The sequence below is a fragment of the Aureimonas sp. AU22 genome, assembly GCF_001463745.1.
In the GTDB taxonomy this organism is placed as follows: Bacteria; Pseudomonadota; Alphaproteobacteria; order Rhizobiales; family Rhizobiaceae; genus Aureimonas.
In genome coordinates, this window is the sequence record NZ_BBWJ01000044.1 from 117,083 (window position 1) to 140,774 (window position 23,692).

Consider the following 23,692-nt stretch of genomic DNA (forward strand, 5'->3'; position numbering starts at 1 on the left):
GCAATTATTCTGTTCGTTGACGATCTCGTGTTGCGTGCCAGCGGACGAGCGGCGCCACGAAGAGGTTGGTGACCAAGGTGCGCCATAGCTGGAAGCAGGCGATCGGCGCCGCCAGAATGCCCAGCGCGCCGGCCGACGCGACCATCTCGCCTAGGCCGCCCGGCGCCGCGCTCAGGACCGACGACAAAGGATCCAGCCCCGTGGCCCAACGCACGAGCGGGGCGAAAAGCAGGAACGACACCAGGAAAAGGACCGTGCCGGATGCGAGGCCGGCGAGCGCGACCCGTGGAAGCCGGCTGAGACGCTCGAGCCGCAGCCGCAGGCCGAGCGTCGCGCCGATGGCGACCTCGGCTGGCGCGAGGACGACGTCGGGGACGGGCGGGATCGCGATGCCGGCCGCGGCGACCGCGAGCGCAAGAAGCATCGGCGTCAGGACGAAGGCATTGATGAGCCCGAGCCGGGTCGCTCCCCAGGCGATCAGCAGCGAGGCGGCCAGCATGGGAAGGAGGACCGTGAAGTCGTCGGCGATGAACCCGTGCGCCGGCATGGCGCCATGAGGCGGGTGGCCCGTCAGGCCCAGCCAGAGCGGGATCAGCGTGATCACGATCGCGACCCGAAGCGTGTGGACGAGCGTCACCGCCTGTTCGTCGGCGGCGATCTCGCGGGCCAGCGTCGCCATCTCGGCCAGTCCCGCCGGAAGGCAGCAGAGGAGCGCGCTCGTGCGGTCGATGCCTGCCATTCTGGCCGCGGGCACGGCGATGAGCGCCCCCGCGAGATTGGCCAGGAGGGCGACCAGAAGCATGACCGGCGCCATCCGGAGAAGGACGTCGAGGACCGAGGTGTCGAGCAGCGCGCCGATCGAAAGGCCGGCCGCCATCTGTCCGGCTCGCCGGACCAGCCGGCCGCCCGGCATCGCCGCCCATATGTTGGCGACCAGCGCCCCGCCCGCCATGCCACCGAGGATCAGGGCGAGCGGCAGGCCGAGGGCGCGAAACGCAAGCGCCCCGAGCGTTGCGGCCAGCGCTGTCGCTGCGACGAGTGCGAGCGTGCGAAGCGCGCTCATCTCCGTCAGACCATCAGTGCACCGCCGTTCACGTGCAGCGTCTGACCGGTGACGTAACGCATGTCGGGGCGCGTGAGGCTGGCGACGGCGGCCGCGACCTCCTCGGGCGTGCCGCGCCGGCCGAGCGGGTTCGTACGGGCGGCGTGGTGGGCAGGCTCGGAGCCGGCGCGCCGCGTCTCGATCAGGCCCGGCGCGACGGTGTTGACGGCGATGCCTGCGGGTCCGAGTTCATGCGCCAACGCCTTCGCGAAACCCACGAGGCCTGCCTTGGCGGCAATCACGTGCGCCCGGTGCGCGGCGCCCGAATGTCCCGTCAGGCCCCCGATCATGACGATCGAGGCGGCCGGGCTTCGCTTGAGGGCGGGCAAGGCCGCCTTCACCAGCAGGAACACGCTGTCGAGACCGAGCGAGAGCACGCGCCGCCAGTCCTCGAAGCTCATCTCCTCGATCGTTGATTCCGGCCGGATCGCGGCGTTGGCGACGACGATGTCGAGGCGACCGAAACGCTCGAGCGCCGCGTCCACCATCCGTTCGGCCATGGCGGGATCGGTGAGATCTCCGAGGGCAACCTCGGCCCGGCGACCCGTCGCCCGAACGAGACCGGCCGTCTCCTCGACGCTGGCGCGGTCGCTCGCGGCGTGAACGAGGACGTCGGCTCCGTCCTGCGCAAGGCGCTCGGAGATCGCGCGCCCGATGTTGCGGGAGGCACCCGTCACGAGGGCGACGCGTTCGGCGGCGGCGGGTTCGGTCATACGGCTTGTCCTTCGTCTTCACGGAGAGCGGCGATGGCGGGTGCCCCGTCGGCCAGGACGCGGCGCACGAGGCCGAGCATCCGCTCGGGGTCGCGGACGCCACCATAGGCGGCGTTGCGCAGGAACTTGCGTTCGACGTCGGCTCGCGACAGCGGCGCATCCACCCCGCCGCGCATGTGATCCTGCCGCATCTCGCGCCGCGAGCCGTCGGCGAGTTGCACCTCGATGTGCCCGGTGAAGCGCGCGGGATAAGGATCGGCCGGATCGATCTCGTAGCCGACGAGCCCGGCGACGCGAAGGAGGTCGGGATCCGCGATCGTCTCGGGCGTGAAATCCGGAAGGTCGGCATGCCCGCGCACCAACCCGAGCGCGACCCCGAAGGGAACGCTGAACTTGGCGGCGTAGTCGGTGGGCGGGCGACGCTTGAGCGCGAGCGGCTCCCACAGACGATGGACGTAGCCGTCAGACGTCAGGCAGCGGATCGCGCGCACCTCGCGCCAGTCCAGGCCCTCGGCGCGCAGCATGGCGGCGCAGTCGATATAGGGCTGGACCATCGTGCCGCAGGGAAACGGCTTGAAGGTGATGCGCTCCGAGACCCAGCGCGCGCCGAGATCCCCTACGAGTTCGCCGACGAGCGGCTCGATCGAGGGCGCGAAGGCGCGGAAGAATCCGTGCTCGCCTTCGAGGACGCGGCGCGCCCCGATGAAGCCAGCCCCGCCCATGCGCGCGGCGCGAAGGCCCGACTGCGCGGCCCAGCCGGCATGCATGCGTTTCGTCCAGCTGCCGTCACCGAGGTACTCGATGATGCCGGATGCCGTGGAGCCGGCGATACCGAGCCCCTGGCGCAGGGCCGCAGCGTCCTGGCCGAGGGCGACCCCGACGGCGAAGGCGCTGGCGAGCGCCCCGAGCACGGCGGTCGGGTGAAAACCGGCTCGGTGTATGGCCTTCGGCGCCGTCAGCCCGAGCCGGCAGAGAAGCTCGGTGCCGGCCGCGATCCCGAGGAGGATGCGTTCGGGCGGAAGTCCGTCGCGCTCGGCCGCAGCCAGGACTGCGGGCACGATCACCGCGCCCGAATGGACCGGTCCGCCTTCGAACGTGTCGTCGAAGTCCTCGCCATGCGCGGCCGTGCCGTTGAGGAGCGCGGCATCGGCCGCCGTCAGGCGCGCGGCATGGCCGAACGCGGTCGAGTGCCCGGGCTCGGCTGAACGCAGAACCGCGCCGACATAGTCGCTTCGGCGCGCTGCGAGGCATAGGCCGATCACGTCGACAAGGAGAAGGTCGGCCTTTTCGATCACCGGCTCGGGCAGGTCGCGGACGGCGAGACGGGAGCCCCACTCGGCGATCGTCTGCGAGAGGCTGGGCGCCGTGTCGGCGGAAGCGGCATGGGCTGTGGCGGTCATCAGCGTGAGGTCTCCACCGAGGCTGGGGCGCGCCGTGCGCGCCAGCCGTCCCGCAGGTCGCGGCCGAGCGAGAAGGCGACGAAGCCGAACGCGACCAGAAGCAATCCGATCGCGATCGGATCTTCCAGGAAGATGCCGAGGTCGCCGTCCGACAGGAGAAGCGAACGTCGATAGGAGGATTCCACCATGTGCCCCAGGACGGCGCCGAGAATCAGCGGCAGAAAGGGGAAGCCGGCGATCCGCATGAGATAGCCGACGGCACCCATGGCGAGCGCGAAGCCGATGTAGAACAGCGAGTGATCGAGCGTGTAGACGCCCGAGAGGATCAGGGCGAGGATGAAAGCCGCGAGATACGGGCGCGGCCGGTTCACGAGCCAGACGCAGGCCGGCAGCAGCAGAATGCCGAAGGCGAGCTGTGCGACGATCGCAACGAAGGAGCCGATGTAGAGACCGGTGACGACCTCGCCGTTCTGCTCGAACAGGCGCGGCCCCGGCAGGAGGCCATGGATCAGGAATCCGCCGAGCAGGACCGCGGTGGAGTTCGAACTCGGAATGCCGAAGGAGAGAAGCGGGATCAGCGTGGTGGAGGCCACCGTGTTGTTCGCGGTCTCGGGTGCCGCGACGCCCTCCTCCGAGCCCTTGCCGAAGAGCGCCGGGTTCTTCGACCAGCGCTTGGCCTCGTTGTAGGACATGAAGGCGGCGATCGAGCCGCCACCGCCCGGCGTCAGCCCCTCGAACAGACCCATCACGCAGCCGATGAACTGAGAGCGCTTCAGCCGGCTCATCATGGCACGCGTCGGCAGCCGGACGCGCACCTTCTCCTTCAACTCGCCGAGATCCGGCGCGCCGGACTGCACCATGAGCTCGGACAGGGCGAAGACGCCGACCATCACCAGGACCGGCTCGATCCCGTTCAGGAGATCCGGGATCCCGAATGTGAAGCGGTTGACGCCGGCAATCGGGTCGGCACCGACGGTGGCGATCATCAATCCTACCACGGCCGCTGCCAGCCCCTTCACCAGCGAGCCGCCGGACATCGAGGCGATGACGCTGAGCCCGAGAACGCCGAGGCCGAAATAGCTCGTCGGCTTGAAGGCGAGCGCCAGCCACGACAGGGGCTCGGTCATGGTGACCAGCATCACGAGACCGAACATCGAGCCGAGGAAGCCCGACCAGAGCGAGATGCCGAGCGCCTCGCCCGCCCGGCCCTGCCGCTTCATCTCGTAGCCGTCGATCACGGTCGCGGCGGCGGAGTTGGTGCCGGGCGTGCGGATCAGGATGGCGGGAATCGAGCCGCCGTACTCCGCGCCGATATAGACTGAGGCGAGGAGCACGATCGCCGTCATCGGCTCCATCGTGTAGGTGAAGGGCAGGAGAAGGGCCATCGTGATCGAGGCCGAGATGCCCGGCAGCGCGCCTCCCAGGATGCCCCAGACGAGCCCGGCGATCGCTGCCGGGATCACCATGGTGGTGGTGGAAAGCGTGAAGATCTCAGTGAGGGTTTCCATCATCGCCGCCTAGAACAGGACGCCCATCGGCTGCGCGACGCCGAGGAGCCCGTTGAACAGGAGCCAGAAGCCGAGGCCCCCGACGATCGCGACGACCGGGATGCGCCAGTCGCGGGCCGCGCCCTCGTAGAGCGCGATGGCGGCGATCGCGACCGCGATCGCGACGGGATAGCCGAGGATGGGAAGAAGAACGAGATATCCCGCCCCGATCAGAAGGAAGCCGAAGGCACGGCCGAGGGAGGCCGTGTAGTCGTCGCCCGCCTCCTCCTCGTCGTTGGCCGCGGCGCCGGTGTTCAGCCGCGCCTGGGCACACTGCGCCCGAAGGCCGGCCAGCGCCCTGACGATCAGCACCAGGGCCAGCACACCTAGAAGAGTGGCGAGATAGACCGGCAGTCCGCGCGGACCGAAGTCGTCGTCGAGCATGCTGGAGGGAATGGTTTCGGTCGCCGCGAAGTAGGCGGCCGCCAGCGCAAGCAGCACGAGGCCGCCGATCAGATCCGTCTTCATGTCGCAATCCTCGGACCTGGACAGGCTACTGGATCACGCCCGAGGCCCGCAGGAAGCCCGCGGTCTTGTCGGCGAAATCGGTGACGAACTGCGGATAGCTCTCATGACCGATGAAGTTCGCGATCAGGCTCTCCTCTTCATAGGCCTTGCGGTACTCGGGATCGTCGAGCGTCGTCTTGGCCGCGCGGTCCCAGATTGCGGCAATGTCGTCCGGCAGGCCCTTGGGCGCGGCCAGCCCCCGGAACTTCTGGAGAACGACGTCGTAGCCGCTCTCCTTCACGGTGGGCACGTCCGGGAAGGCGGCGAGGCGCCCTGGATTGAAGGTCGCCAGCAGCCGGATCTGGCCGCTTTCGATCTGCGATCGCAGTTCGGGAACCTCGCCGACGCCGATATCGAGCGTGCCGTTCAGGACGTTGATCATCATGTCGCCGCCGCCTTCGTGGCTGACGACCGCAGCCTTGACGCCTGCGGCGGCTTTGAGCTGCTCGGCGGCCTGGCGCTCCAGCGAAGCCGGATTGGCCGCGCCCCAGCGCCCGCGCTCGTTGCGCGCATGCTCGATCACATCGGCGAGCGTTTGATAAGGGCTGCTCGCGGCCGTGTAGACCACTTCCGAGTCGGTGAAGAAGTTCACGACCGGCTGGAGATCCTTATAGCTCGTCGCCGAGGACGACAGGAGCGAGGTGTAGATGTAGGTCGGCGTCGTCGCGTAGAAGATGCTGCCGTCGGGGGGCGAATTCGCAAGCCGCGCCATGGCCTTGGCGCCGCTCCCGCCCTGCACGTTCTCGACCACGAAGGTCGCGTCGATCTGCCTCGACAGATACTTCACGAGCTGGCGCAGGAAGACGTCGCTGCCCCCGCCCGGGCTGGAATGGGTCACCAGCGTGACCGTGCGATGCGGGTAGGGTTCGGCCCAAGCGGCGCCGATCCCGGTTGCGATTTGAACGGCGACCAACGCGCCGACGATTAGTTTGCGCATGCGACCCTCCCCTATCGCGGTCTTCCACCGCGTTGGAGACAGAGTTGCTCGCACGGAAAGTTTATTGTCAAGTGTCGACTATTTACAAAATTGCTGTAGGGACGTCCTTCCGTGTTGCCGCAAGGGTTGAACCGGCGGCTGCGAAGAATCGGTGGGAAACGTTTAGCTGGGTTGCCAGAAGCCGACTTGAATAGCGCCGCGAGTTGCAGGCGCCAGAGCGGTTGGCCCTGTTCCGAATGGTGGCCCCGCCGAAACGTGTCCGCCGTAATTCGGACACGGTGAAACCGTGGGGTTCATTTGCGACACAGTCATGCAACCGGCTCGTAGCGCGAGCATCTAGCCGCACCCGCGCACGCGCCCCCACCCGCGTTACGTAGGCGGCATGGGCTACCCGTGGGCACCCAACGCAGTTGGCGCTTTTGATGGTGAGCCGATCCGCTACATGCCGTAGTCAGCGCGACTGCCGCCAACCTTCAGCGGTCGTTGCGTCGGTGCGCGCAAAGACGAACGATGGCGGCGATTGCAAAACGCCACGGAAGCCGAATTGGCCCCGTGGCGGTTGCTACCATCATCCATTCGCCGGTCCATCCGCTCCGGCCAGGACGGAAGCGCTGGAATCAGCTGCGCGGCTTGACGTTCTGCGGATCGTAAAGCGGCTTGTAGCCCACGCTCGCGACCTCGGCGGGGAACGTGTCTCCGAAGTACTCGAGATCGACCGCGCGTCCCACTTCGCAGTGGCTCCGCGGCAGATACGCGAGCGCGATGTTCTTGCCGATCGTCGGGCCGTAGGCCACCGAGGTCGTGTAGGAGCGCCGGCCGAGTTCGTCGACGAGCGTCTCGCCCGTCTCGGGGCAGAGAACTGGCATGGTCCCCACGGGGTAGCGGGCGATGCCCTTCGAATCCGTGTTGTCGGTCATGATCAACGTACAGAGCATCGCGGGCTGGTGATCGCGCGCCTTGTACTCGAGGTGCTTGGCCCTGCCCCGGAAGTCGGCGTCCTTGACCTTCGGGCGCGCTAGGTCGGCCTCCATGAGATTGTACTCGGTCAGCAGGTCGGCGTTCTGAAGACGCAGGCTCTTTTCCATGCGGCGTGTGTTGGCGTAGGTCTCGACGCCCACCGCGATGACGCCGGTGGAGCGCAGCGCGTCCCAGACGGCCAGCCCGTCCTCGTAGGCCATGTGCAGCTCCCATCCCTGCTCGCCAACATAGGAAATGCGGAAGGCGGTGACCGACCTGCCGGCGATGGTGAGCGGCTTGATCGCAGCGAAGGGGAAGTTCTCGGGAGATAGCACGGACGCATCGTCCAGAAGGCTGCCGAGGTTCTCTCGCGCGTTCGGCCCCCAGATGCCGATCGTGATGTACTTTTCCGATACGTCCGTGATCGTGACGTCCAAACCGCGGTCCTGCGCCGTGCGGCGCATGTACTGAAAGTCGCGCGGACCGGCATCGGCGCCGTTGATCATGCGGATGCGGTCGGCCATGCGGATCACCGTGAAGTCGGCGCGCACCATGCCCTCGTCATCGAGGAAGTGGGTGTAGATGCCCTTCCCGATATTGGCGTCGCCCCCGATCTTGGCCGCGCAAAGCCATTCCATCAGCTCGACGTGGTCCGGTCCCTCGATGTCGATGATGGAGAAGTGCGACAGGTTGATGATGCCGCAGTTCTCGCTCATCTCGAGATGCTCGGCGTTGGACACGCGCCAGAAATGGCGGTTGTCCCACTCGTTCTCGCGTACGGGAATGCGGTTGCCGTATTTCTCCAGGAGGTGTTCGTTGGCCGCGTAGCCGTGCGCGCGTTCCCAGCCGCCGAGCTCCATGAAGTAGCCGCCGAGTTCCTTCTCCCGTTCGTGGAACGGCGAGCGGCGGATGCCGCGCCCGCCGGCGAAGGGCTCGCGCGGGTGGACCGGCGGGTTGTAGATCTTCCGCGCCGTCTCGGTGCAGCGTTCCTCGATGAACTTCTCGTCCAGCTGAAAGCCGCTGAAGCGTGCGTAGTCGATCCGGTTGTGATCGATCGGAGTGCGGCCGTCGGTCATCCAGTCGGCGATGAGCTTGCCCATGCCCGGGCCGTCCTTCACCCAGATGCCGACGCAGTACCAGAGACCGCGTACCTTCTGGCTTTCGCCCATCGAAGGGCCGCCGTCGGTGGTGGTCTGCAGGAGGCCGTTGAAGGAATGGCCTTCGTTGTAGCCGATTTCGCCGAGGATCGGCGTCAGCTCGATCGCCCGCTCGAGAGGCTCGATCACCTGCTCCATGTCGAGGTCGCGCTGCGAGGGCGACAGGCGCGCCTCGTGCTTCTCGAGAAGCTCGCGCGGATGGACGAGGCGCACGTTGTGCTCCTCGTAGTAGCCCCACTCGATCTGGCCACCTTCGGCGGTCTTCGGATCGCCGGTATCGCGGAGGTAGGCCGAATTGCCCTGGTCGCGCAGCAGCGGGTAGCCGATCTCCTTGCCGGTGCCGGCGAACTCGTTGTAGGGGCCGAAGAAGGTGAGCGGATGATCCACCGGCATGACCGGCAGGTCCTCGCCGGCCATTTCTGCGATGAGGCGACCCCATAGCCCGGCGCAGACCACCACATGGTCGGCCATGATCGTGCCGCGGTTGGTGACCACGCCCTGGATGCGACCGTTCTCGATGACGAGCGACTTGGCGGACGTGTTGGCGAAGGCCTGCAGCTTCCCGGCGTTCACCGCCTGGTCGACGAGCTTGCCGGCGACCGTCTGGGAGCGTGGGATGACGAGCCCGGCATCGGGATCCCAGAGACCACCCTGAACGAGGCTTTCCTCGATCAGCGGCATCCGTTCCTTGATCTCGGTGGGTTCGATCAGCCGGGCGCGGGTGCCGAAGGCCTTGGCCGAGGCGACCTTGCGCCGGATCTCGTCCATGCGCTCGTCGTCGCCGACGCGGGCGACCTCGAGGCCGCCGACGCGCGCGTAGTGGCCCATCTTGTCGAAGAAATCGATCGAGTAGAGCGTCGTCCAGCAGCTCAGGAAGTCATGGCTCGTCGCATAGCAGAAGTCGGAGGCGTGGGCGGTGGAACCGATGTCCGTCGGGATGCCCGACTTGTCGATGCCGACGATGTCGCTCCAACCCCGCTCGACGAGATGATGGGCGATCGAGGCACCCACGATCCCGCCGAGACCGATGATGACGACCCGCGCCTTCTCGGGAAATGCTGCCATGTTGGTTCTCCAGATTGCGCGAGACGTCGAGGACGGCGTGCACTCGGCTTGAGGATCAGGGCGTGAAGACGACCGTGCGGTGATGGTTGAGCATGACGCGACCTTCGAGGTGATACTTCACCGCGCGCGCCAGAACGCGGGACTCGATGTCGCGCCCGGCGGCCACGAAGTCGTCGCCCGTCATGGCGTGGCTCACGCGCTCGGTCTCCTGCTCGATGATCGGACCCTCGTCGAGATCGGCCGTAACGTAATGGGCGGTCGCACCGATGAGCTTTACGCCGCGCTCGTGCGCCTGGTGGTAAGGCTTCGCGCCCTTGAAGCTCGGCAGGAAGGAATGGTGGATGTTGATGATCATCCCGAACAGGCGGTTCGACAGGTCGTTCGACAGGACCTGCATGTAGCGGGCGAGGATCACGAGCTCCGAGCCGGTTTCCTTCACGAGCTCGATCAGCTGCTCCTCACGCTCCGCCTTGTTCTCCTTGTTCACCGGCCAGTGGTGATACGGGATCCCCTCCTGTTCGGCGGTTCTGCGGGAGTCCTCGTGGTTGGAGACGATGGCTGCGACCTCGGCGTTCAGCCATCCGACCTTGATCTGGTAGAGAAGGTGCAGGAGCGCGTGGTCGAACTTCGAGACCATGATGATGATCCTGGGGCGGCGCGACAGGTCCTCGACCTTCAGCCGCATGTCGAAGCGATCGACCGCAGGTTTGAGCGCGAGATCCAGCACCGGCTGGCCGGTCGCCTCCGGGGCAGCAACGGCGATGCGGACGAAGAGCTGGTTCGTCTTCCGGTCGCAGAACTGGTTGGCTTCCAGGATGTTGGCGCCCCGTGACGCCAGCGCCGTGGCGAGCGCTGCGGTGATGCCCGGTTGGTCGAGGCAGCTGAGCTTGAGGATGAACTTGTTCTCGGCCATCGCGCGTCTCGATTCAGGGGGCAAGTCGAAGCATTGCGACACCGCCTGCCCTGCGCACAGGACGTTTGCGTCAATTTCGGATTAGCAGTACGACAGCGGAAAGAGAGGTTCACGCCCGGGAATTGCGATGGACGTCAGAAGCGAGAGCCGCGCGAGCGCGACGTCGTCGGGTGCCTACCGGCCGCGACGGAACGGCGTACGGCTATCGGTCGGCTTCATCCTCGACAAGCGGTTCACCCTCTGCGCCTTCGCGAACTTCGTCGACGTCCTGCGTCTGGCGGCCGACGAGGGCGACCGCAGTCGCCCGATCATGTGCAACTGGAACGTCCTCTCGGACACGATGAGCGCAATCCCGTCGAGCAGCGGCGTTTCGGTTCAGCCGAACGAGCGGCTCGGAGACCCAGCGAAGTTCGACTACATCGTCGTCGTCGGCGGCGTGATGGACGATCTGACGGGTCTCGGGGCGAACTATACAGCCTATCTCCGAAAGGCCGCCGCTGCCGGCATTCCACTGATCGGCCTCTGCACCGGCGGCTTCCTGCTGCACAAGGCGGGGTTGATGAAGGGCTACCGCTGCTGCGTCAGCTGGTTCCACCATGCCGACTTCCTGGAACAGTTCGACGGGCTCGACCCGGTGTCCGATCAGATCTTCATCGACGACGGCGACAGGCTTACGTGTTCCGGGGGCGCGAGTTCCGCCCATCTCGCCGCCTATCTCGTCGAGCGCCACGTGGGGCGGGCACAGGCGAGCAAGAGCCTGCACATCATGATCATCGACGACGCCATGCGGCCCGAGAAGCCGCAGCCGGGCGTCTCGATGGATATCTCGACACGCGATCCGATGGTGATGCGGGCGCTTCTCCTCATGCAGCAGAACATCGACGCGCCCTTGTCGGTGGGCGAATTGGCCAAGCGTATGGGGCACAGCAAGCGGCAGCTGGAGCGCCACTTCCGGTCGGCTCTCGGCGCTTCGCCGCAGGCCGCCTTCCTGCAGATCCGCCTCACCTTCGCGCGGCACCTGATCGAGACGACGGACAAGCTGGTGGCTGCGGTCGCCGTGGAATGCGGCTTCTGCGACTCCTCGCATCTCAGCCGCATGTTCCGTCAGCGCTTCGACAGCACGCCGCAGGAAGTCCGCCGTCAGGCGCTCCTGGCGGCCGCGGCCGCAAGCACGGTGCCCGAGTTCGACGCCGCCTGAGACCGCCGTCGGTCGGTCGCCGCAGAGCGTGCTGGGTCGACCTTCGCATCGCACAAGCCTCCGCCGCGAGCGTGCTCTTAAAGTGCGATCCGATTGACGCAAATGTCCTGTCCCCTGCGGCGCCCTTGTCGCAATGGTACCTCCGCAATGGTCGTTTGAGGTTTGCAATGACCCGTTTCTCCTTTCCGTCCCTGCTGGCGAACGCGCTGACGGGCCACAAGAAATGGGAGCCGCAGTGGCCGGACGCCGAGCCGAAGGCGGAATACGATGTGATCATCGTCGGCGCCGGCGGACATGGGCTCGGGGCCGCCTACTACCTCGCCAAGGAGCACGGCATCACCAACGTCGCGGTGATCGAAAAGGGCTGGCTCGGCGGCGGTAACACGGGCCGCAACACCACCATCATCCGCTCGAACTACCTCTACGACGAAAGCGCGATGCTCTACGAGCATTCGATGAAGCTCTGGGAGAACCTGACCCAGGAGCTGAACTACAACGTCATGTTCTCGCAGCGCGGCGTGATGATGCTCGCGCACAACGTCCATGACGTTCAGAGCTTCAAGCGCCACGTTCACTCGAACCGCCTCAACGGCATCGACAACGAGTGGCTGACGAAGGAAGAAGCCAAGGAATTCTGTCCGCCGCTCGATATCTCGCCGAACGCCCGCTACCCCGTCATGGGCGCGGCCCTCCAGCGTCGCGGCGGTGTCGCGCGTCATGATGCCGTCGCCTGGGGCTATGCCCGCGGCGCGGCGGCGATGGGCGTCGACATCATCCAGAACTGCCCGGTCACCTCCATCCGCCGCGACGCCGCCGGCAACGTGACGGGGGTCGAAACGGCGCGCGGCTTCATCAAGGCCAAGAAGGTCGGCGTCTCGGCCGCCGGCAACACGTCGGTCGTGATGGAGTCCGCGGGCGTCCGCCTGCCGCTCGAAAGCTATCCGTTGCAGGCGCTGGTGTCGGAGCCGGTGAAGCCGATCTTCCCCTGCGTCGTCATGTCGAACACGGTGCACGCCTACATCTCGCAGTCCGACAAGGGCGAGCTGGTGATCGGCTCGGGCACCGACCAGTACGTGTCCTACAGCCAGCGCGGCGGACTGCCGCTGATCGAGCACACGGTGGCGGCGATCTGCGAGATCTTCCCGATCTTCACGCGCATGCGGATGCTGCGCAAATGGGGTGGCATCGTCGACGTCACCCCGGATCGCTCGCCGATCATCGGCAAGACGCCGGTTCCGGGCCTCTACGTCAACTGCGGCTGGGGTACCGGCGGCTTCAAGGCGACGCCGGGCTCCGCCAATGTCTTCGCGCACACGATCGCGGGGGACGAGCCCCACAAGATCAACGCACCCTTCACGCTGGAACGGTTCAAGACCGGCCGGCTCATCGACGAGGCGGCCGCCGCCGCCGTTGCGCATTAAGGGGACGGCCCATGCTTCTCATCCGCTGCCCCTACTGCCAATGCGAGCGCCCCGAGGTCGAATTCAACTATGGCGGTCAGGCGCATATCGAACGCCCCGGCGACCCCTCGACGCTGTCGGACGACGACTGGCGTGACCATCTCTACATCCGCACCAACCCGCGCGGAGCGCATTACGAGCGCTGGCGGCACACGCATGGCTGCGGCCGCTTCTTCAACGCCATCCGCGACACCGTCACCGACAAGTTCGTGACGACCTACGAGGCCGGCAAGCCGCGGCCCGTACAGGCTGACTCCGAGGACGTTCGGTCATGAGCGATTTCCGCATTGCCAACCGGGGCCGAGTGAATCACGGCAAGCGCGTCGCCTTCTCGTTCAACGGCGCGACCTATCAGGGCTTCGAGGGCGACACGGTCGCCTCGGCTCTGCTCGCCAACGGCGTCCATCTCGTCGGCCGTTCGTTCAAATATCACCGGCCGCGCGGCATCCTGTCGGCCGGTTCCGAAGAGCCCAACGCGCTGCTCGGCATCGACCACGGCCCGGCCCGCGTGGAGCCCAACACACGCGCGACCGTGATCGAGATCTCGGAAGGGCTGAAGACCACGAGCCAGAACCACTGGCCGTCGCTGAAGCGCGACGTCGGCGCGATCAACGACGCGCTCTACATGCTGTTCTCGGCCGGGTTCTACTACAAGACGTTCATGTGGCCGAAGTCCTTCTGGAACAAGGTCTACGAGCCGATCATCCGGGGCGCGGCAGGTCTCGGCAAGTCGCCGACCCTGCCGGATCCCGACGTGTATTCGAGCCGCTTCGCCCATTGCGACGTCCTCGTCGTCGGCTCAGGCCCCGCCGGTCTGGCGGCCGCGCTGGAAGCGGGACGTTCGGGGGCCAAGGTGATGCTGGTGGACGAGCAGGCCGAGCTCGGCGGCTCGCTTCTGTCGGAGACGGACGCCGGCATCGGCGGCGGAACGGGCTGGGCGTGGCTCAAGGCGAGCGTCGACGAACTCGCCGCGATGCCGAATGTGCAGCTCCTGCCGCGCACCACGGCGATCGGCTACTACCATCAGAACCTCGTTGCGCTCTGCCAGCGCCTGACCGACCACCGGTCGTCGGCGCCCGAGGGTGCGCCGCGCGAGCGCATGTGGAAGGTGCGCGCCAAGCAGGTCGTGCTGGCGCAGGGGTCGATCGAGCGGCCGCTCGTGTTCGACGGCAACGATCGTCCCGGCGTGATGCTGGCCGGCGCCGCGCGCACCTACCTCAATCGCTACGGAGCGAAGGTCGGCAACAACGTCGTGGTGGTCACCGGCCACGACAGCGCATGGCTCGCCGCCTTCGATCTCGCCCGGGCCGGGGTGAAGGTCGAGGCGATCGCGGATCTGCGGTCGGACGTCGATCCCTCGCTCGTCTCCGAAGCCGGGTCGCTCGGCATCGAGGTCTTGGCCGGCTGGACGGTCACCGGCACCAAGGGGCGGCTGCGCGTCTCGTCGGTCCGCGTCCTGCCCGTCGGCGGCGATGGCTCGCGAGCCCGCACGATCGCCTGCGACGCGCTCCTGATGAGCGGCGGCTGGACGCCGAGCCTCCACCTCTTCTCGCACACGCAGGGCAAGCTCGACTGGCGCCATGGCGAACAGATGTTCGTGCCGGCCACCTACAAGGAAGCCTGCCGCTGCGTCGGCGCCGGGAATGGCGACTTCGGTCTTTCCAAGGCGTTGGCGGAGGGCGCCGAGGCAGGCGCGGCGGCCGCCAAGGACGCCGGCTTCGATGCGGCGCCGACGACCTACGCCGTCGATGGCGAGCGCCACCTGACCGGCGTCACCAGCCGCGAGCTGCCGACGGACCAGAACGCCGGCAAGGCCAAGGCCTTCGTCGACTTCCAGAACGACGTCACGGCCAAGGACATCCGGCTGGCCGTGCGCGAGGGCTTCAAGTCCATCGAGCACATCAAGCGCTACACCACCAACGGCATGGCGACGGATCAGGGCAAGCTCTCCAACATCAACGGCCTCGCCATCGCGGCGGATGCCGTGCAGCGCCCTGCCCCGGCCGTCGGTCTGACGACGTTCCGCCCGCCCTACACACCGACCACGTTCGGCGCCTTCTGCGGCTACAGCCGTGGCCGGCTGTTCGACGTCACACGAAAGACCGCGATCGACGGCTGGGCCGAGGAGCACGGCGCCGTCTTCGAGCCCGTCTCGCTCTGGCGCCGCGCCTGGTACTTCCCGAAGGCGGGCGAGGACATGCACGCGGCGGTCGCGCGCGAATGCAAGGCGACGCGGGAGTCCGTCGGCATCTTCGATGCATCGACGCTCGGCAAGATCGAGATCGTCGGCCCCGACGCCGCCGAGTTCCTCAACCGGATGTACACCAACCCGTGGAGCAAGCTGCAGCCGGGCCGTACGCGCTACGGCGTCCTCCTTGGTGAGGACGGCTTCATTCGCGACGACGGCGTCATCGGGCGCCTGTCGAGCGACCGGTTTCACGTGACCACGACGACGGGCGGCGCCGCCCGCGTGCTCAACCTGATGGAGGACTACCTCCAGACCGAGTTTCCCGATCTCAAGGTCTGGCTGACCTCCACCACCGAGCAGTGGTCGGTGATCGCGCTGAACGGGCCCAACGCGCGCAATCTTCTGGAGCCGCTGATCGAGGGCATCGACCTTTCGGAAGAGGCGTTTCCACACATGTCGATCGCGGAAGGCAAGATCTGCGGCGTGCCGACCCGCCTCTTCCGCATGAGCTTCACGGGCGAGCGGGGCTACGAGGTGAACGTGCCCTCGCGCTACGGTCGGGCCATCTGGGAGAAGCTGATCGAGGCGGGCAAGCCCTTCGGCATCACGCCCTACGGCACCGAGACGATGCACGTCCTGCGTGCCGAGAAGGGCTACATCATCGTCGGACAGGACACCGACGGCACCTTGACCCCCGACGACGCCGGTCTCGGCTGGGCCATCGGCAAGCAGAAGCCGGACTTCGTGGGCAAGCGCTCGCTGACGCGCCCGGACATGCTGAAGGCCGACCGGAAGCAGCTCGTCGGTCTCCTCACCGAGGACCCGAAGACGATCCTGGAAGAAGGCGCACAGATCGTGCTCGACCCCGACCAGCCCATCCCGATGAAGATGGTCGGCCACGTCACCTCCTCCTACTGGAGCGTGGCGCTCAACCGGTCGATCGCGCTCGCCGTCGTCGAGGGTGGCAAGGGTCGGATGGGAGAAACCGTCCACGTTCCGATGCCCGGCGAGACGCTGCGCGCGACGGTGACCGGAACGGTCTTCTTCGATCCCGAAAACAAGCGCTTGAGCGCCTGAGGAGAACTCGTCGATGTTTCAGGAACGGCATCCCCTCATCGGCCGCAAGCTGGCGTCCGCCAACCCCGCTCCCGTCTCGATCCACTCGATCGACAACTCGGCGCGATTCAGCCTCCGCATCGCTCCTGCGGACCTCGCCGCCGCCTCCGGTGTCTGGGGCGCGCCGCTGCCCCCCACGATCGGGGAGTTCACGGCGTCGGCCGGACGCATCGCCGCCTGCATCGGGCCGGACGAATGGTATCTCATCGCACCATTGGGCGACCAGGATGCGATCGAGGCGTCCTTCGCGGACTTATACAAGACCACCGTCCACAGCCTCGTGGACGTCGGGCACCGCGAAGTCGGCATCGCTGTCGAAGGACCCGAGGCCGCGAACGCCCTGCAGTCGTGCATCGCAGCCGACATCAATTCCATGCCGGTGGGCTCCGCGCGCCGTACCATCATCGACCGGGTTCAGATCATCCTGATCCGCGAGGCTGACGACCGCTTCCGCATCGAGGTCTGGCACTCGTTCGCCGATCATGTCTGGCATCTTCTCGCCGGGATCTGCCGCGAGTTCGAACTGGGACTCTAGAGGTACCGGGAGGACACGATGCCGAGTACGGCGAACTCGACCGCTCCTGAGCTTGGTCACTGCCGAACCGGATCGACCTCGTCTCCCCGGAAAACATCGTCTCGGAGAACCTGCCGCTGCCTCGGGCCTTGCATCGGATCGGCACACCAACTCTCCGGGTCATTGAGGCGCTGGACGCGGCCCACTCGGAGCGCAACGGCGCGGTGGGTAATACGGCGGCCGCAGAGGGGCGGGAGATCTGCGCCCGCCCTCCGATCCGCCGCTGACTGACACGAGGGGCCGCCTCGATTCCGGACGGCCCCCCGGAACACCCTCCTCCAGGTCGAGGCTGTCGCCCGTGTTCCTGAGCGTTTTCGACGTCTTCAAGATCGGCATCGGACCGTCGTCCTCGCACACGATGGGGCCGATGACGGCGGCCGTGCGTTTCCTCGATCTTCTCCGCCAGTCCCCTGCCATTGGGAACGCGGTCGGCGTGCGCGTGACGCTCCATGGTTCGCTCGCCTTCACGGGACGGGGTCATGCCACCGATCGTGCCGTTTCTCTCGGACTTCTCGGCTGGCTCCCCGCCGATATCGACATGGACGAAGCCGAGCAGCAGCTGCGGAGTTTGAGCGAGGGCCGTTCGCTTCGGCTCGAAGGCCTGCCACCCCTCGCCTTCGATCCGGCAGCCGATATCGTCTTCGATTTCGGTCCGCCACTTGCCGGGCACGCCAACGGCCTCGTCTTCGCTATCCGCGATGCGGATGGACGGGAAATCCTCTCGGAAACCTACTTCTCCATCGGCGGCGGCTTCGTGGTGACGGCGGCCGAGCGAGAACGGCCGGAACTTGTCCACGCTAATCCGAAGGTGCACTGGCCCTTCCCGTTCAGGAACGCAGCCGACATGCTTCGCATGGCCAACGCGAGCGGCCTGTCGATCGCGCAGATGAAGCGCGCGAACGAGGCGCAAATGCGCAGCCACGAGGAGGTCGAGGCGGGCGTGAACCATATCTGGTCGGTGATGACACGATGCATCGACCGGGGCGTCGCTCAGGGCGGCGAGTTGCCCGGCGGGCTTCGCGTCAAGCGGCGCGCGCGACGCATCCACGAGCAGCTGCAGGCCGAGCGTCAGCGCAACTTCAGCCAGCCCCACGCCGCCTCGGACTGGCTCAGCGTCTATGCGATGGCCGTCAACGAGGAGAACGCGGCCGGCGGACAGGTGGTCACCGCACCGACCAACGGTGCAGCCGGCGTCGTGCCCGCCGTCCTGCGCTACTACCTCGACAACTGCCACGGAGCCGACCCGGCGAAGGTCTCGGATTTTCTGTTGACCGCCGCCGCGATCGGCGGTCTCATCAAGCACAATGCCTCGATCTCGGGAGCCGAGGCTGGCTGCCAGGGCGAGGTCGGCTCGGCGGCCGCGATGGCCGCCGCGGGTCTGTGCGCGGTCCTCGGCGGAACGCCGGAACAGGTCGAGAATGCCGCCGAGATCGCGCTGGAGCATCATCTCGGCATGACCTGCGACCCGGTAGCGGGATTAGTGCAGGTACCGTGCATCGAACGCAACGGGATTGGCGCCACGAAGGCCGTCGCAGCTGCGTCTCTCGCGTTGCGCGGCGACGGTTCTCACTTCATGCCGCTCGACAACTGTATCGAGGCGATGCGCCAGACGGGCGAGGAGATGAACCTGAAATTCAAGGAAACCAGTCTGGGAGGACTGGCTGTCAATCTGCCGGAGTGCTGAGCGCCAGGCGGATGAAAACCGGGAGGAAATCGAAATGAGCAGCAACCGTGGCGTGGTCTATCTGGAGCCCGGCAAGGTCGAGGTCCGCAATATCGACGACGCCAAGCTCGCGGCGCCCGATGGCCGCCGCATCGAACACGGCGTCATCCTGAAGGTCATCTCGACCAATATCTGCGGCTCCGACCAGCACATGGTGCGCGGCCGCACGACGGCCGAGCCGGGCCTCGTGCTCGGGCACGAGATCACCGGCCAGGTGATCGAGAAGGGCGTCGACGTCGAGATGCTCGAGATCGGCGACATCGTCTCGGTTCCCTTCAACGTCGCCTGCGGTCGGTGTCGTTGCTGCAAGTCGCAGGACACGGGCGTCTGCCTCACGGTCAATCCGTCTCGCGCCGGCGGCGCCTACGGCTATGTCGACATGGGCGGCTGGATCGGCGGGCAGGCTCGCTACGTCACGGTCCCCTACGCCGACTTCAACCTCCTGAAGTTCCCGGATCGCGACCGCGCCATGAGCAAGATCCGCGACCTGACCATGCTGTCTGACATCCTGCCCACCGGCTTCCACGGCGCGGTGAAGGCCGGCGTCGGTGTCGGCTCCACCGTCTATGTCGCGGGCGCCGGTCCCGTCGGCATGGCCGCAGCCGCCTCCGCTCGCATTCTCGGTGCCGCGGTGGTGATGATCGGCGACTTCAACAAGGACCGTCTGGCGCACGCTGCGAAGATGGGCTTCGAGCCGATCGATCTTTCCAAGCACGACGACCTAGGCGAGATGATCGCCGAGGTGACAGGGACGAACGAGGTCGACAGCGCCATCGACGCCGTGGGCTTCGAAGCGCGCGGCCACTCCGGCGGCGAGCAGCCGGCGATCGTCCTGAACCAGATGATGCAGATCACCCGCGCGGCCGGTTCGATCGGCATCCCCGGCCTCTACGTGACGGAGGACCCCGGCGCGGTGGACAGCGCCGCAAAGCAGGGAAGCCTGTCGCTGCGATTCGGCCTCGGCTGGGCGAAGGCACAGTCCTTCCATACGGGCCAGACACCGGTCCTGAAGTACAATCGGCAACTCATGCAGGCCATCCTGCACGACCGCCTGCCGATTGCGGACATCGTGAATGCCCGGATCATCCCGCTCGACCAAGCGGCTCAAGGCTACGAGACGTTCGACCAAGGAGCGGCGGTTAAGTTCGTTCTGGATCCACACGGCGAACTGGCGGCCTGAGGCGCGGCGCGGGAGCGCCTGGACGGTACAGGCTCGCCTGTGGCCGAAAGGCTCAGCACAAGGTTCGGGGGATGCGTTCCTCCGAACCGGGGAGTGCCATGCCGCTGACCGGTTCGTCCGTTTCGCTTCCAAGAGCCGCCTGCGCCTGAGACGACAGGTGTTGGGCTGGCGGACACAGGGACGTTGGCGAGTTTCATCCTTCGGGCTGGGTGGTCAACGTCCCGAGGGAATCTGCCTCTGATCGGTTCTTATGAGTTGCTTACGGTTTGATCACAAGCAGATGGGTGATCACGTCTTGGCCGAAGGCGTCGCCAAACGACAAGCCTTCTGTCGCAAATCTCCTATTTGGCGGACTTCACACCGCTAAGCTTTCCAGTGCTGCGCATGCCTGTAACGCTGCGCACGAAACTTGACGTCGCGACCGAGAGTTTCGGTTTTCGCGAAGCGCCGGAGGTATTCTTCAAGCATAAGAGTCGATGGTAGATGAAACCATCTGCCACTTCCCGTTCGTTTCATACAACGATCGATAGCATGCAGTGGAACAGCACAGAAAAATGCTTGCATCGAGAGATCTATAGGGGCTCAATCGGGTGCGGAAACCGAACGGCCCACACGAATACCGGACACCGTCCGGCGAACTGAACGACTGACAAGCAGAGCGCGACCACGATCGTGCGCGACTAGGACCACAGCTTACAGAAGTGGATATTTCGGCCGAAGGCGCCGCCGGATCGTCCATGTTTCAGCGCCGCGGAGATGCAGATGATCCATCGTTTCGTGAAATCGACGTGCCTGGCGATCGCCATGACCTCCGTCGCATCCATCGCGGCCTACGCCGCGGACGACTGCAGCGACGTGACGATCGCGGCGATGAATTGGCAGAGCGCGGAAGTGCTCGCCAGCCTCGACAAGTTCATCCTCGAGAACGGCTACGGCTGCACGGTCTCGGTGATTTCCGGCGATACCGTGCCCACCCTGACATCGATGGCGGAACGCGGCCAGCCGGACATCGCACCCGAGGGCTGGGTGGACCTCGTGCCGGAAGTCATCAACCGTGGCCTGTCCGAGAAGAAGCTGGTGGCGCCGGGCGTCGCCCTGTCGGACGGCGCGCAGCAGGGCTGGTGGATTCCGAAATACGTCGCCGATGCCCACCCCGACATCAAGACGATTGCCGACGCCCTTAAGCATCCCGAGCTCTTCCCCAATCCGGAAGACTCCAGCAAGGGCGCCGTGTTCAATGGTCCGCAGGGCTGGGGCGGCACGGTCGTCACCACGCAGTTCTTCAAGGCATACGACGCCGCCAACAAGAACTTCGACCTCATCGATACCGGTTCGGCCGCAGGTCTCGACGGATCGATCGCCCGTGCCTACGAGAACAAACAAGGCTGGCTCGGCTATTACTGGGCTCCAACGGCGATCCTCGGCCGCTATCCGATGGTGAAGCTCAACATCGATGCCCCGCACGACGCGGACGAATGGAAGCGCTGCAATTCGAACGCCGATTGCCCTGATCCCAAGATCAACGACTGGATCGCCGACAAGGTCGAGACGGTTGTCACCACCAAGTTCTCCGAGCGCGCCGGTGAACCGGTGATGACCTATCTCGGCAATCGGTCCTGGTCCAACGCGACCGTCAATGAACTTCTGTCCTGGATGACCGACAACCAGGCCAACGGCGACGACGGCGCCAAGCACTTCCTGGAGAACAAGAAGGACGTCTGGAGCAAGTGGGTCTCGCCGGAAGCGGCGGAGAAGATCGAAGCGGCCCTCTAGGCTTCCATCGAAGTCCCTGGTCTCTCGCGCATCCGTCGGTTCCGTCGTACCGTCGGCGACCAAGGGAAGCGCGAGAGCCACGGGGCGCCGACGAGATCAATCGACAGGGGGACGCGATGGATTGGCTGTGGACGTTTCCACACATGGACGACAGCCGTCTGCGGCTGCTTCGCACGACAATCGACGACGCGTTCCGCTCTTTCACGCGGGCCTGGGGAGACCCGATCCAGACGCTGTTCGAACCACTTCGGCAACTGCTGATCTGGTCTGAATGGGTGATGATGAGCACGCCCTGGCCCGTCATCGTCCTTGCGATCGCCGCCCTCGCGTGGGCGGCGAGCCGCCGTTGGCCCATCGTCATCGGCTCGATCGTCACGTTGCTGCTGATCGGCTATTTCGACATGTGGGAAGACACGATGCGGACGATCTCCATGATCTTCGTCTGCACGCTCATCTCGCTCGTACTCGGCATCCCGATCGGCATCGCGATGGCGCGCTCAAACCGCGTCCGCCGCGTGATCAGCCCGATCCTCGACGTGATGCAGACACTGCCGAGCTTCGTCTATCTCATCCCCGTGGTGATGCTGATGGGCATCGGCCGCGTCCCCGGCCTCATCGCCGTCGTCATCTACGCCATTCCGCCGATCATCCGATTGACCGATCTCGGTATCCGACTGGTCAACAAAGAGGTGCTGGAGGCTTCCGACGCATTCGGGTCGTCGTCCTGGCAGAAGCTCGTGAACGTTCAGCTGCCGCTGGCGATGCCGACGATCATGACGGGCATCAACCAGACCATCATGATGGCCCTCGCCATGGTCGTCATCGCCTCGATGATCGGTGTTCAGGGCCTGGGTCAGCCTGTGCTGCGCGCCATCAACAATCAGTACTTCACGATGGGCATCTTCAACGGCTTGGCGATCGTGGGCATCGCGATCATCTTCGATCGCATCAGCCAGGCGTTCGGGCAGCGGCTGCAGCGGCACAAGGAGCACGGGCATGCTTGATGTGACGACGCCGCTCCAGCGTCCCTCTGCCGCCATCGGCCAGTCGACACCCCTGGGACATGGGATCGAGATCCGTAAGCTTTCGAAGGTCTTCGGCCGAAACCCGGAAAAGATCGTGCCGCTCCTCGGCAAGGGCATCGGCAAGCAGGAGATCATGGAGGTGCACAAGCACGTCCTCGGTCTCAACGACATCAACATCTCGATGCCGGCCGGCTGTATCCAGGTCATCATGGGCCTGTCGGGTTCGGGCAAGTCGACCCTGATCCGCCACATCAACCGCCTCATCGACCCGAGCGTCGGCGAGGTGCTGGTGGAAGGAGTCGACGTCTGCAAGATGACGCCGAAGGAACTGCGCGAGTTCCGCCGCCACAAGACCGCAATGGTGTTCCAGCAGTTCGGGCTGCTCCCCCATCGCACCGTGCTGGACAACGCGGTCTACGGCTTGCAGCTGCAGGGCGTTCCTCGCGGTCGGCAGGTCGATACGGCGATGCATTGGCTCGGACGCGTCGGCCTGACAGGCTTCGAGAACCATTACCCGCACCAGCTGTCCGGCGGCATGCAGCAGCGCGTCGGCCTGGCGCGGGCGCTCGTCAACGACGCGCCGATCCTCCTGATGGACGAGGCGTTCTCCGCACTCGATCCGCTGATCCGCGTCGACATGCAGTCGATCCTCCTCGACCTCCAGAAGGAGATCAAGAAGACCATCGTCTTCATCACCCACGATCTCGACGAGGCGCTGCGGCTTGGCGATCGAATCGCGATCCTGCGCGACGGCGAAGTTGTCCAGCAGGGCACGGGGCAGGAAATCGTCCTGTCACCCGCGGACGACTACATCATGGAGTTCGTGCGACACGTGAACCGCGGCAAGGTCATCCAGCTCGCCGCGGTGATGGACGGCGAGCCCGTTCCAAACGGGGCTGACGGGATCGAGCTGCCAGCGAACACCCTCCTCGAAACGGCGGTCTCCGCCCTCCTCGCCTCCGGCAAGAACCTGATCCTCGTCACCGATGGTCGCGGCACGACGCTGGGTTGCCTCACCCTGCCGAAGGTCGTCTCGGCCATGGTCACGCCCTGAAGGCCGCGCATCCCGGCGGTATCCGCGGTCCAGCATCGGAAGAGACTTCACGCGGCGGGGGATCGGATGTAGCTCCGCGGTGGCTTCGTCGATTGCACTGCCG

Annotated in this window: 18 protein-coding genes; 10 read left to right on the top strand and 8 right to left on the bottom strand. The window is 66.1% G+C overall.

Annotated features, from left to right (window positions below; all coding sequences use genetic code 11):
* Positions 1 to 4: 4 nt before the first annotated feature.
* From AUL34_RS15995 to purU, 8 genes are all read right to left on the bottom strand, one after another.
* Entirely contained in the window at positions 5 to 1,063 is a 1,059-nt protein-coding gene (locus AUL34_RS15995; RefSeq protein ID WP_061935711.1) for an AbrB family transcriptional regulator, read from the bottom strand.
* A 5-nt stretch (positions 1,064 to 1,068) separates the two neighbouring features.
* Complete coding sequence (gene fabG / locus AUL34_RS16000) at positions 1,069 to 1,815, bottom strand: 3-oxoacyl-ACP reductase FabG (protein ID WP_061935713.1); 747 nt, start codon at positions 1,813 to 1,815, stop codon at positions 1,069 to 1,071.
* A complete protein-coding gene (locus tag AUL34_RS16005; protein ID WP_061935716.1) occupies positions 1,812 to 3,215 on the bottom strand; it encodes an MmgE/PrpD family protein in 1,404 nt (467 codons plus the stop codon). The genes fabG and AUL34_RS16005 overlap by 4 nt, the downstream gene beginning before the upstream one ends.
* Positions 3,215 to 4,726, bottom strand: a complete 1,512-nt coding sequence (locus AUL34_RS16010) for a tripartite tricarboxylate transporter permease (protein WP_244492608.1) — start codon at positions 4,724 to 4,726, stop codon at positions 3,215 to 3,217. The genes AUL34_RS16005 and AUL34_RS16010 overlap by 1 nt, the downstream gene beginning before the upstream one ends.
* A gap of 6 nt (positions 4,727 to 4,732) precedes the next feature.
* Complete coding sequence (locus AUL34_RS16015) at positions 4,733 to 5,230, bottom strand: tripartite tricarboxylate transporter TctB family protein (RefSeq protein WP_061935719.1); 498 nt, start codon at positions 5,228 to 5,230, stop codon at positions 4,733 to 4,735.
* A gap of 25 nt (positions 5,231 to 5,255) precedes the next feature.
* Positions 5,256 to 6,206, bottom strand: a complete 951-nt coding sequence (locus tag AUL34_RS16020; protein ID WP_061935722.1) for a tripartite tricarboxylate transporter substrate binding protein — start codon at positions 6,204 to 6,206, stop codon at positions 5,256 to 5,258.
* 617 nt (positions 6,207 to 6,823) lie between these two features.
* Positions 6,824 to 9,385 carry an FAD-dependent oxidoreductase gene (locus AUL34_RS16025; RefSeq protein ID WP_061935725.1) on the bottom strand — a complete coding sequence of 854 codons (2,562 nt, stop codon included), beginning with the start codon at positions 9,383 to 9,385 and terminating at the stop codon, positions 6,824 to 6,826.
* 55 nt (positions 9,386 to 9,440) lie between these two features.
* Positions 9,441 to 10,298: a formyltetrahydrofolate deformylase gene (gene purU / locus AUL34_RS16030; protein WP_061935728.1), complete on the bottom strand. Its 858-nt coding sequence runs from the start codon at positions 10,296 to 10,298 to the stop codon at positions 9,441 to 9,443.
* A 127-nt stretch (positions 10,299 to 10,425) separates the two neighbouring features.
* Between purU and AUL34_RS16035 the strand changes: the two genes are divergently transcribed.
* The 10 genes from AUL34_RS16035 to AUL34_RS16080 all read left to right on the top strand — a co-directional run bounded on the left by AUL34_RS16035 (position 10,426) and on the right by AUL34_RS16080 (position 23,589).
* Entirely contained in the window at positions 10,426 to 11,496 is a 1,071-nt protein-coding gene (locus AUL34_RS16035; protein WP_061935731.1) for a GlxA family transcriptional regulator, read from the top strand.
* A 167-nt stretch (positions 11,497 to 11,663) separates the two neighbouring features.
* Positions 11,664 to 12,917, top strand: coding sequence for a sarcosine oxidase subunit beta family protein (locus AUL34_RS16040; RefSeq protein ID WP_061935734.1), 1,254 nt, complete (start codon positions 11,664 to 11,666; stop codon positions 12,915 to 12,917).
* Between the two features lie 11 nt (positions 12,918 to 12,928).
* Positions 12,929 to 13,231 (top strand): sarcosine oxidase subunit delta, encoded by a 303-nt coding sequence (locus AUL34_RS16045; RefSeq protein ID WP_061935736.1) that lies wholly within the window; start codon positions 12,929 to 12,931, stop codon positions 13,229 to 13,231.
* Positions 13,228 to 16,221 carry a sarcosine oxidase subunit alpha gene (locus AUL34_RS16050; protein WP_061935739.1) on the top strand — a complete coding sequence of 998 codons (2,994 nt, stop codon included), beginning with the start codon at positions 13,228 to 13,230 and terminating at the stop codon, positions 16,219 to 16,221. The genes AUL34_RS16045 and AUL34_RS16050 overlap by 4 nt, the downstream gene beginning before the upstream one ends.
* 13 nt (positions 16,222 to 16,234) lie before the next feature.
* On the top strand, positions 16,235 to 16,795 hold the full coding sequence (locus tag AUL34_RS16055) for a sarcosine oxidase subunit gamma (RefSeq protein ID WP_061935742.1): 561 nt from the start codon (positions 16,235 to 16,237) through the stop codon (positions 16,793 to 16,795).
* Positions 16,796 to 17,132: 337 nt separating this feature from the next.
* The gene (locus AUL34_RS16060; protein WP_061935744.1) at positions 17,133 to 18,518 is read left to right on the top strand and encodes an L-serine ammonia-lyase; all 1,386 of its coding nucleotides are present in this window, start codon (positions 17,133 to 17,135) and stop codon (positions 18,516 to 18,518) included.
* Positions 18,519 to 18,552: 34 nt separating this feature from the next.
* Positions 18,553 to 19,737: a formaldehyde dehydrogenase, glutathione-independent gene (gene fdhA / locus AUL34_RS16065; RefSeq protein ID WP_061935746.1), complete on the top strand. Its 1,185-nt coding sequence runs from the start codon at positions 18,553 to 18,555 to the stop codon at positions 19,735 to 19,737.
* Between the two features lie 765 nt (positions 19,738 to 20,502).
* On the top strand, positions 20,503 to 21,510 hold the full coding sequence (locus tag AUL34_RS16070; RefSeq protein WP_156420964.1) for an ABC transporter substrate-binding protein: 1,008 nt from the start codon (positions 20,503 to 20,505) through the stop codon (positions 21,508 to 21,510).
* A gap of 116 nt (positions 21,511 to 21,626) precedes the next feature.
* A complete protein-coding gene (locus AUL34_RS16075; RefSeq protein ID WP_061935750.1) occupies positions 21,627 to 22,514 on the top strand; it encodes a proline/glycine betaine ABC transporter permease in 888 nt (295 codons plus the stop codon).
* Positions 22,507 to 23,589: a glycine betaine/L-proline ABC transporter ATP-binding protein gene (locus AUL34_RS16080; protein ID WP_082653432.1), complete on the top strand. Its 1,083-nt coding sequence runs from the start codon at positions 22,507 to 22,509 to the stop codon at positions 23,587 to 23,589. The genes AUL34_RS16075 and AUL34_RS16080 overlap by 8 nt, the downstream gene beginning before the upstream one ends.
* The last annotated feature ends 103 nt before the right edge of the window (positions 23,590 to 23,692 follow it).

Bases quoted from the DNA above. Each gene is read 5' to 3' on its own strand.
- fabG (WP_061935713.1), bottom strand. From the start codon at position 1,815: ATGACCGAACCCGCCGCCGCCGAACGCGTCGCCCTCGTGACGGGTGCC.
- AUL34_RS16050 (WP_061935739.1), top strand. From the start codon at position 13,228: ATGAGCGATTTCCGCATTGCCAACCGGGGCCGAGTGAATCACGGCAAG.
- AUL34_RS16015 (WP_061935719.1), bottom strand. From the start codon at position 5,230: ATGAAGACGGATCTGATCGGCGGCCTCGTGCTGCTTGCGCTGGCGGCC.
- AUL34_RS16080 (WP_082653432.1), top strand. From the start codon at position 22,507: ATGCTTGATGTGACGACGCCGCTCCAGCGTCCCTCTGCCGCCATCGGC.
- AUL34_RS16045 (WP_061935736.1), top strand. From the start codon at position 12,929: ATGCTTCTCATCCGCTGCCCCTACTGCCAATGCGAGCGCCCCGAGGTC.
- AUL34_RS16020 (WP_061935722.1), bottom strand. From the start codon at position 6,206: ATGCGCAAACTAATCGTCGGCGCGTTGGTCGCCGTTCAAATCGCAACC.
- purU (WP_061935728.1), bottom strand. From the start codon at position 10,298: ATGGCCGAGAACAAGTTCATCCTCAAGCTCAGCTGCCTCGACCAACCG.
- AUL34_RS16035 (WP_061935731.1), top strand. From the start codon at position 10,426: ATGGACGTCAGAAGCGAGAGCCGCGCGAGCGCGACGTCGTCGGGTGCC.
- AUL34_RS15995 (WP_061935711.1), bottom strand. From the start codon at position 1,063: ATGAGCGCGCTTCGCACGCTCGCACTCGTCGCAGCGACAGCGCTGGCC.
- fdhA (WP_061935746.1), top strand. From the start codon at position 18,553: ATGAGCAGCAACCGTGGCGTGGTCTATCTGGAGCCCGGCAAGGTCGAG.
- AUL34_RS16005 (WP_061935716.1), bottom strand. From the start codon at position 3,215: ATGACCGCCACAGCCCATGCCGCTTCCGCCGACACGGCGCCCAGCCTC.
- AUL34_RS16010 (WP_244492608.1), bottom strand. From the start codon at position 4,726: ATGATGGAAACCCTCACTGAGATCTTCACGCTTTCCACCACCACCATG.
- AUL34_RS16040 (WP_061935734.1), top strand. From the start codon at position 11,664: ATGACCCGTTTCTCCTTTCCGTCCCTGCTGGCGAACGCGCTGACGGGC.
- AUL34_RS16055 (WP_061935742.1), top strand. From the start codon at position 16,235: ATGTTTCAGGAACGGCATCCCCTCATCGGCCGCAAGCTGGCGTCCGCC.
- AUL34_RS16075 (WP_061935750.1), top strand. From the start codon at position 21,627: ATGGATTGGCTGTGGACGTTTCCACACATGGACGACAGCCGTCTGCGG.
- AUL34_RS16025 (WP_061935725.1), bottom strand. From the start codon at position 9,385: ATGGCAGCATTTCCCGAGAAGGCGCGGGTCGTCATCATCGGTCTCGGC.